The organism is Streptomyces marokkonensis, assembly GCF_039539045.1.
Lineage (GTDB): Bacteria > Actinomycetota > Actinomycetes > Streptomycetales > Streptomycetaceae > Streptomyces > Streptomyces marokkonensis.
The window spans coordinates 1-781 of sequence record NZ_BAABCQ010000406.1 but is presented as its reverse complement, the minus strand read 5'-3'; the positions used below and the strand labels follow the sequence as shown (position 1 = coordinate 781).

Here is a 781-nt window from a genome sequence, read left to right as displayed (position 1 = left end):
ATCCGGTGGTGATCGTGGGGATGGGGTGTCGTTATCCGGGCGGGGTGAGTTCGCCGGAGGATCTTTGGCGGTTGGTGGTGGAGGGCCGGGAGGGCGTGAGCGGTTTCCCGGTGGACCGTGGCTGGGATCTGGAGAATCTTTACGATCCTGATCCTGAGCATGCGGGTACGTCGTATGTGCGTGAGGGTGGGTTCCTGCATGAGGCGGGGGCGTTCGATCCTGGTTTCTTCGGGATCTCGCCGCGTGAGGCGTTGGCGATGGATCCGCAGCAGCGGTTGTTGCTGGAGGCGTCGTGGGAGGCGTTCGAGCATGCGGGGATTGTGCCGGAGAGCCTGCGGGGTGCGCGGGCGGGTGTGTATGCGGGGTTGATGTATCACGATTATGTGCAGCAGTTGGCGGGGGCCGGCGATGAGGTGGAGGGGTTCGTCGGGAACGGTAACGCGGGGAGTGTGGCCTCGGGCCGGATCGCGTACACGCTGGGTCTTGAGGGTCCGGCGGTGACGGTGGACACGGCGTGTTCGTCGTCGTTGGTGGCTCTGCATCTGGCGGCGCAGGCGTTGCGGTCGGGTGAGTGTGATCTGGCGCTGGCGGGTGGTGTTGCTGTGATGGCGACGCCGGGGGTGTTCGTGGAGTTCTCCCGTCAGCGGGGGCTGGCTCCGGATGGTCGGTGCAAGTCGTTCGCGGCGGGTGCGGATGGTACGGGCTGGGGTGAGGGTGTGGGTGTGCTGGTGCTGGAGCGTCTCTCCGATGCCCGTGTCAACGGTCACCGGGTGTTGGCGGT

Annotated in this window: 1 protein-coding gene; it reads left to right on the top strand. The window is 66.3% G+C overall.

Annotation, left to right across the window (positions count from 1 at the left end):
* Positions 1-781 (top strand): beta-ketoacyl synthase N-terminal-like domain-containing protein (locus ABEA26_RS36130; protein WP_345598327.1); only part of this gene is annotated, 781 nt, incomplete at both ends.